Origin of the sequence: Tannerella forsythia (genome assembly GCF_003860135.1) — a bacterium.
In the GTDB taxonomy this organism is placed as follows: Bacteria; Bacteroidota; Bacteroidia; order Bacteroidales; family Tannerellaceae; genus Tannerella; species Tannerella forsythia_A.
Genome location: NZ_RQYN01000082.1, coordinates 1 through 6,907 on the forward strand (window position 1 = coordinate 1; position 6,907 = coordinate 6,907).

Below are 6,907 nucleotides of genomic sequence, written 5' to 3' on the forward strand. Positions count from 1 at the left end.
TATGGATATGGTATACTACATAAACGGAGGAAGGAATTTCCATTACCCACTCAAATCAACATAGAGCCAATATTTTGTACCGAGCCAGCTCCACCCAAATTGCTCTGCCCCCAAGCTATACCTCCGCTACTTGCGGTCAGCAGACAAACTGCGAGCATAAGTTTTGATACTCTGTTTGTTTTTTTCTTTTTCATAAAATAAAAGTTTTAAATTATTAGTGATTATATCTTTTTGCAATAAAATCTCATATCTTGATATAGAAAACCCTATTGAATTGACAAAAAACCTTTCACAAATCATGCAAAATGTATGATTTTTTTACAGCCTGTTTGTCTTCTCTTTATAACGTGTATTCGCCTCTTCATAACATAGACGACCTTTCTTTGTTTATTCCGGCACCGTCGATTTTATCCATCTCAAACTCCCTAATTATTTACCAATCCGGGGGCAAGTTTATTATTTTTTTTCGAAAATAAGAAAAAACAAGCGATTTATTTTAGCAGAAAAATATATTACTCTCCAAGATCGCGTATTTGAAGGTACTTGAACAAAATAAAGAGTTGCTCATTACATACAGTTTATTCATTTAAATACCTCCTCTAAATAGGTTTATACTAAAAAGTTCAAAAACTCTCTCTAAAAAAAGAATTTATAGATCAAAATAACACAAACAACTTAAAAACAAATATTTAAAACTAAAAAAGCAATATTAATAAAAAAGTTCGATTTTGTTTATCCCAGATTCCGCAATAGAACAAATCATAATGAATTTCATTCAGGCCTTCAGCCCTGCGAACAAGGTCCGGATGTCAATACCCCACCCTTGCGGGATGGGGCTGAAATAATCCGGGCTTTCAGCCCTTGTATGCTCTGCGGGTATTGAGTTGTTGATTCGTTGACATGCTGATTTGTTGGCTGACCGCTGAAAGAGCCCTGAAAGGGCAAGAATAATTCAGCCCAATGCGAAGCGTTGGGGAAAAAGGCATCGTATTTCGGCGGAGGGCTGTAAGCCTGACGTAACCATTATCGTACATTCGTTCGTCCATTATTCATGGTAAACGACGAACAGTGTATCGCGTAATTTGGGTTTATGGAAATCGGAACACGAAGACTCGCCTAAACCATTCGGGAGAGGTCTATGATTCGGATGGTTCTGCATACTGTTCGGATAATTGGAAGACGTATGAGGTGTTTCTTTCTTTTCAAAAGCATTTTCAGTCCAAATCAGGACATTATAAAGCGGGGTATTACAACATCAGAGCCAGATATTACTTAGCAAAAATGTTACAGTCAGGCGAAAGAAATGTATATGGTCGAAATTTCTTCAGGATTCTTACTGCGAAGCATATTTTCCATTCTCGCCAATTTTTATGCTTAGCCCATAAAAACAGATAGAGCCGAATATTTGATCTTGGTGTTTTACAAGAAGAAACAACATAAAAAAAAGAGCTGTCTCATTATAAGACAGCCCTCTCTTTATGGGAGGCCGCACTGCCGATATGAACAAACTCCGTATGACAGGTTTTGAGTGCCTTTGACGCCTTTGTAATCTGCTGTGCCGAAGCATTCACAAGGAATTGCAGCCCGCCATCAGCGCCAAGAGCGTGTCTCGGAATTGTATTTTATCTGATGAGTTTCCCAATCTAACAATGCGGCTTTACTCTTCATTTGCAAAGATAAGATGTTCTTTCCATACATCCAAATTATTCCGATAAAAAATGCAAATGATGCTAATAAATAAGGGATGTTTCTAAAAAGGCACAGGAAAACAATTAGATATATTGCATTTTTATACTTTAATAAACCATTTATCGGAATATGATTTCTTTAATTCTCGGCGATGAAATCGCAAAATACATCTGTCCGATGTCCGAAGAGCGATTTTTTTTGTATAACATCTTTTTCGACGAACAGAAAAGGTATTAATACACCTTCCTTTTAAACAGACAGAAAAAGCGAGTTCGTTTGTGAAGAAGAATTCCTTTTTATCATCAAAAAAAGCGTTAACGTCTCTTCTTCTTCAATGTATACCAGACATAAATGGTCATAAAACAAACGAGCATGATAGCTGCAACACCCATTGCGGCCCTAACGCCTCCTTCATGAGTGCCATACGGAATAAAACCGGACGTCTTTCCTACATAAAAAAACAAAGAAGTAAGAAGCGATACCGCCACCGCTACAATCATACCGACCCAAACCGGTTTTTCTACTTTCATCCTATTCATTTTTAAAGGTTCCTTATTTCACAACGGTTACTTTTCATCTCCGGCATCCAAATCTTATGTTCTTCCAGCTCCCGAACCACTCGGCCTTTATCGGTCGGATCAGAAGGCAAGTCACACAGTTTGACTCTGCTACGTTTATTATCAGTATATTCTATCGTCAAAACACGTCTTTCAGGGTCAAGGTAAGATTTTGTGACACGATCCCTGCTGACGATCACATCACGATGGCGCTCATAACATATACCGAACCCGAAAAGACATGCCACAAACAAAACACCGAGCAAGCCACCTATATTCATGGGACTTAGCCAATACAAAAGGAGAGCAAATACAGGTATCCACAGAAACGCCCAACTTGAGAAGAAACAGTCACGCCAACTCTTTAAAATCGGCTTTCTTTTTATGCGTTTAAATTCATACCGGTCTTCAAAGACGCGTATCACATCATATTGCAAAACGATTTCCTCCATATCGCATAACTTTTAACATGCCATTCGCTGCAAATATACGCTAAGATTCAAAAAAACAAAAGGATTCATTCCCCAAAAAGTGAAATAACCATTCGCACAAATACAAACGGAGAGATTCATTCGCTTTTGTTCACGAGACGAAAGTTTTATATATTTGTGCCCGTTGTCAACAAATAAAAATAGAATAGAATGAAAAGAACAGATACAATTCTAATAATCATACTGTTTGTATTATTGACAGCGTGTGCAGGAAACAAACAATCAAACGATGGTTTAATCATCGTTGATGTTTCGAAAAGCTATCCCCAAAAAGAGCTTATTCTTCAAGACTTTATGGACGTGGAATATATCCCATTGGAAACGAGTGACGAGCTTGTTACACAAGGATTGGTACAAGATGTAGGAAAAGAATACTTATTGTTAAAAAACAGGAATAGTGACGGGGACATTTTTATTTTCGACAGAAAAACCGGTAGAGGCATAAGGAAGATAAACCGACAAGGACAAGGGCCGGAAGAATATACAAGAATTAATGATATTGTGCTTGATGAAAGCAATGGCGAAATCTTTGTAAAGTCGCAAGGAAATAAAATTGTAGTGTACGATCTTTACGGAACATTCAAAAGGGCTTTGAATCTTGGTCGGGAAGTCTCATCTGTTTTTGATTATGACAAACATCATTTGATTTGTTATGATATGTCGGACTATCATAATAAAGGAGAAGATAGAAGCAAATCATACCATATTATTTTATCAAAACAAGATGGAAGCATTACCCGGGAAATTTTTGTTCCTTTTAAAACGGTTAACACTCCTATAGTTAATCAAGGAGATGGATTTGTTGCTAATTACTCTTATCAAATACGCCTAAGCAACGGGAAATGGACACTGATAGAAACTTCAGCCGACACCTTGTACAACTATACACCGGATGGCACATTAACCCCCTTTATTGTAAGAGTTCCCTCCATAAATACGATGAAACCTGAAGTTTTTCTTTATATGGGTATTCATACCGATCGCTATTATTTTATACAAACCGTTAAAAATGTATTTGACGTTGAAAAGGGGCGTGGATTCTATACTGATGAGCTGATGTACGACAAGGCAGAAAAAGCCATATTCCGGACCACCGTCTACAATGGGGACTATGCGGAAAAAAGACCTGTTGCTATGACAGCGCAATCAATTAATCGTGAAATCGAATACGCCACAAGTTTAAATGCATTCCAACTTGTTGAAATTTATGAGAAAGGGCAACTGAAAGAAGGCAAATTAAAAGAAATCGCTTCAATGTTGAATGAAGAAGACAATCCGGTAATTATGTTGGTAAAACAAAAGAAATAATGATTTAACGTGGGAAAAAGCAACTGATTATTCAACAAAATAAATTACAGAGAGACATGAAAAAATGGATTTTATTAATGTGTGTGTTTGTTTGCGGTCAGGCTATCGCGCAAGATGATTTCGAGTCGCTCGGAGGCATACGTTTGGGCATGACCGCCAACGAAGTAGAACAGGCCATGACGGCCAACGGCATGAAGCAAACAGAAACAAAAGGACGAAGTGTCTTTTACGAAGGAGACGAGGTAGAACTTTACGGTGTCCTTTTTAATAAGGCGCGTGTCGAATATACCGAAGGCGGAGTGAGCCGGGTCACTTTCGGTCTGTTTATGCCTCGCGACGGAAATACGCGTGGCGCAAAGGTAGAATACGAAGACGGCAAGGTAAGTCAGGTCAGAATCGATCCGTTTGGAAGAGCGTCGGGCAGCACGCCCCGTAAACTTTTCCGCATGTTACACGAACGGCTCAAACGGGCATCGGGCAAGGTAAGCGATGAAAACATCCGTTACCATTACCGTTATACGTTCCGGACGGCCGACGGCACGCAATACGTACGCGCCTTTATCGAAGAAGCCCTGCAGGGAGAAGAAGGCTATCACCTGTATCTCTCATGCGACCGAAATAAGCATTATAAATAATCACAATATAAACAAAACTTAACAATGAAAAAAACAGTTATCTTAATGGGAATGGCAGCAATCGTCGGCGCATGTAAGCAAAAGCCCGCCGAGACTCCGGCGCAGACGCAGGAAAATCCTTTCTTTGCGGAATACACCACACCTTTTCAGGTGCCTCCTTTCGAGGAAATTAAAATGGAACATTACAAACCCGCCTTCCTTCGGGCAATGGAAGAACATCAGCGCGAAATCGAAGCCATTGCGGGAGATAGTACAGCGGCCGATTTCGAGAACACCATCGTAGCCCTCGATCAGGCAGGACGGCTATTGAGCAAGGTAAGCCTCGTGTTTTACGGATTGAACAGCGCCAACACCTCAGACGAAATGCAAGCGCTCAGCCGTGAACTCTCACCGATGTTATCGAAACATAATGACGATATCAACCTGAATCCTCAGCTCTTTGCTCGTGTAAAGGCTGTGTATGATCGTAAAGCCGAGTTAGGGCTCGATAAAGAACAGGCCAAATTGCTCGAAGAAGTTTATAAAGGTTTTGTACGCAGTGGTGCCAACCTTCCGTCCGACAAGCAGGAACGTCTGCGTGAACTGAACAGCGAGATTTCGCTGCTGCAACTCACCTTCGGACAGAATCTTCTGAAAGAAACGAATGATTTTAAGCTTGTTATCGATAAGCAAGACGATCTCTCCGGATTGCCTGAAAGTCTCATTGCCTCGGCCGCCGAAGAAGCAAAGAACGCCGGACAAGAAGGAAAATGGATCTTTACGCTCCACAACCCCAGCGTGATGCCCTTCTTGCAATATTCCGATCGTCGCGAACTGCGTGAAAAGATGTTCAATGCTTACATCAGCCGCGGCAACCGCGATAACGAGACGGACAACAAAGAGGTGGTGAATAAACTCGTTCGCCTGCGCCTCGAAAAAGCCCGCCTGATGGGCTATCCAACGTATGCGGCTTTTGTGCTCGACGACCGCATGGCCAAAACCGAAGCCAACGTGTATAAACTGCTCGACGAAGTCTGGGCGCCGGCACTCCTGAAAGCCCAAAGCGAGTTGTCAGACCTCCAGGCTGCGATGAAGCAGGACGGTTTCGACGAACCGCTGCAAGGCTGGGACTGGCGTTATTATAATGAAAAGGTAGTAAAGGCGAAATTCGACCTCGACGAAAATGTGGTGCGTCCCTACCTGCAACTCGAAAAAGTACGTGACGGCATGTTCTATGTAGCTAACCGGCTCTACGGGATCTCTTTCACCGAGATTAAAGACATTCCCAGACCGCATCCCGAAGCGACGGCCTTCGAATGTAAAGATGCCGACGGCACCCATCTGGGCATACTTTACCTCGACTTCTTCCCGCGTCCCAGCAAACGCGGCGGAGCATGGTGCGGCTCGTATCGCCCGCAAACGTACAAGGACGGACAGCGCGTGGCCCCCGTCGTAACGATCGTGTGCAACTTCACGAAACCTACGGCCGGTCAGCCCGCACTGCTGAGCGTCGACGAAGCGACGACCATGTTCCACGAGTTCGGACATGCGCTTCACGGACTCTTCCGGAACGTTCACTACTACGGCATCTCCGGCGTACCCCGCGACTTTGTGGAACTACCTTCGCAGGTTATGGAACATTGGGTACTCGAACCCGAAGTCCTGAAAGTTTACGCCAAACATTACCAGACAGGCGAAGATATGCCTCAGGAACTTATCGACAAGCTGGATAAGAGCAGCAAGTACGGACAGGGATTCATCACAGCCGAATATACGCAGGCCTCGTACCTTGATATGGATTACCATGTCTTGAAGGAAATCCCCGACGGTTTCGATGTGCTGAGATTCGAAAACGAAGCGATGACGCGTCGTAAAGCGCTCGCGCAAATACCTCCGCGATACCGCAGCACCTACTTCAATCATACGATGGGAGGAGGATATACCGCCGGCTATTACAGCTACATCTGGGCGGAGGTGCTCGATGCCGATGCCTTCGAAGCATTCAAGGAAACAGGCGATATCTTCGACCGCACAACGGCCGATAAATTCCGCCAATATGTCCTCACTCCCGGAGGTATCGACGATGCCGATGTGATGTATAAGAATTTCCGCGGCAAAGAAGCGACTACTACCCCGCTGCTGAAAAACAGAGGACTCAAATAAAACGGGGATAAAAAAGGGTCTGTGTTGAATCGTGTGGGTAACCCATAAATCAGGATCCGGAAAAAAGTTGTATAATTGCATTCAT

The 6,907-nt window shown here is 42.7% G+C and carries 6 protein-coding genes; 3 read left to right on the forward strand and 3 right to left on the reverse strand.

What is annotated here, in order from left to right:
* Positions 1–50: 50 nt before the first annotated feature.
* The 3 genes from EII41_RS14205 to EII41_RS12960 form a co-directional block, all read right to left on the reverse strand.
* Positions 51–194 carry a hypothetical protein gene (locus tag EII41_RS14205; RefSeq protein ID WP_185711920.1) on the reverse strand — a complete coding sequence of 48 codons (144 nt, stop codon included), beginning with the start codon at positions 192–194 and terminating at the stop codon, positions 51–53.
* A gap of 1,809 nt (positions 195–2,003) precedes the next feature.
* Entirely contained in the window at positions 2,004–2,219 is a 216-nt protein-coding gene (locus EII41_RS12955) for a hypothetical protein (protein WP_124751152.1), read from the reverse strand.
* 11 nt (positions 2,220–2,230) lie between these two features.
* On the reverse strand, positions 2,231–2,698 hold the full coding sequence (locus EII41_RS12960; RefSeq protein WP_124790925.1) for a spore cortex biosynthesis protein YabQ: 468 nt from the start codon (positions 2,696–2,698) through the stop codon (positions 2,231–2,233).
* A gap of 189 nt (positions 2,699–2,887) precedes the next feature.
* Here EII41_RS12960 and EII41_RS12965 point away from each other — a divergent pair, with 189 nt between their 5' ends.
* Genes EII41_RS12965 through EII41_RS12975 form a run of 3 tightly spaced genes read left to right on the forward strand, consistent with a single transcriptional unit; the run spans position 2,888 to position 6,822 of the window.
* A complete protein-coding gene (locus EII41_RS12965; protein ID WP_124790926.1) occupies positions 2,888–4,045 on the forward strand; it encodes a 6-bladed beta-propeller in 1,158 nt (385 codons plus the stop codon).
* Between the two features lie 56 nt (positions 4,046–4,101).
* Complete coding sequence (locus tag EII41_RS12970; protein ID WP_124751155.1) at positions 4,102–4,680, forward strand: hypothetical protein; 579 nt, start codon at positions 4,102–4,104, stop codon at positions 4,678–4,680.
* 51 nt (positions 4,681–4,731) lie between these two features.
* Positions 4,732–6,822, forward strand: a complete 2,091-nt coding sequence (locus tag EII41_RS12975) for a M3 family metallopeptidase (RefSeq protein WP_411292607.1) — start codon at positions 4,732–4,734, stop codon at positions 6,820–6,822.
* Positions 6,823–6,907: the final 85 nt, after the last annotated feature.

Bases quoted from the DNA above. Each gene is read 5' to 3' on its own strand.
- EII41_RS14205 (WP_185711920.1), bottom strand. From the start codon at position 194: ATGAAAAAGAAAAAAACAAACAGAGTATCAAAACTTATGCTCGCAGTT.
- EII41_RS12970 (WP_124751155.1), top strand. From the start codon at position 4,102: ATGAAAAAATGGATTTTATTAATGTGTGTGTTTGTTTGCGGTCAGGCT.
- EII41_RS12960 (WP_124790925.1), bottom strand. From the start codon at position 2,698: ATGGAGGAAATCGTTTTGCAATATGATGTGATACGCGTCTTTGAAGAC.
- EII41_RS12965 (WP_124790926.1), top strand. From the start codon at position 2,888: ATGAAAAGAACAGATACAATTCTAATAATCATACTGTTTGTATTATTG.
- EII41_RS12975 (WP_411292607.1), top strand. From the start codon at position 4,732: ATGGCAGCAATCGTCGGCGCATGTAAGCAAAAGCCCGCCGAGACTCCG.
- EII41_RS12955 (WP_124751152.1), bottom strand. From the start codon at position 2,219: ATGAAAGTAGAAAAACCGGTTTGGGTCGGTATGATTGTAGCGGTGGCG.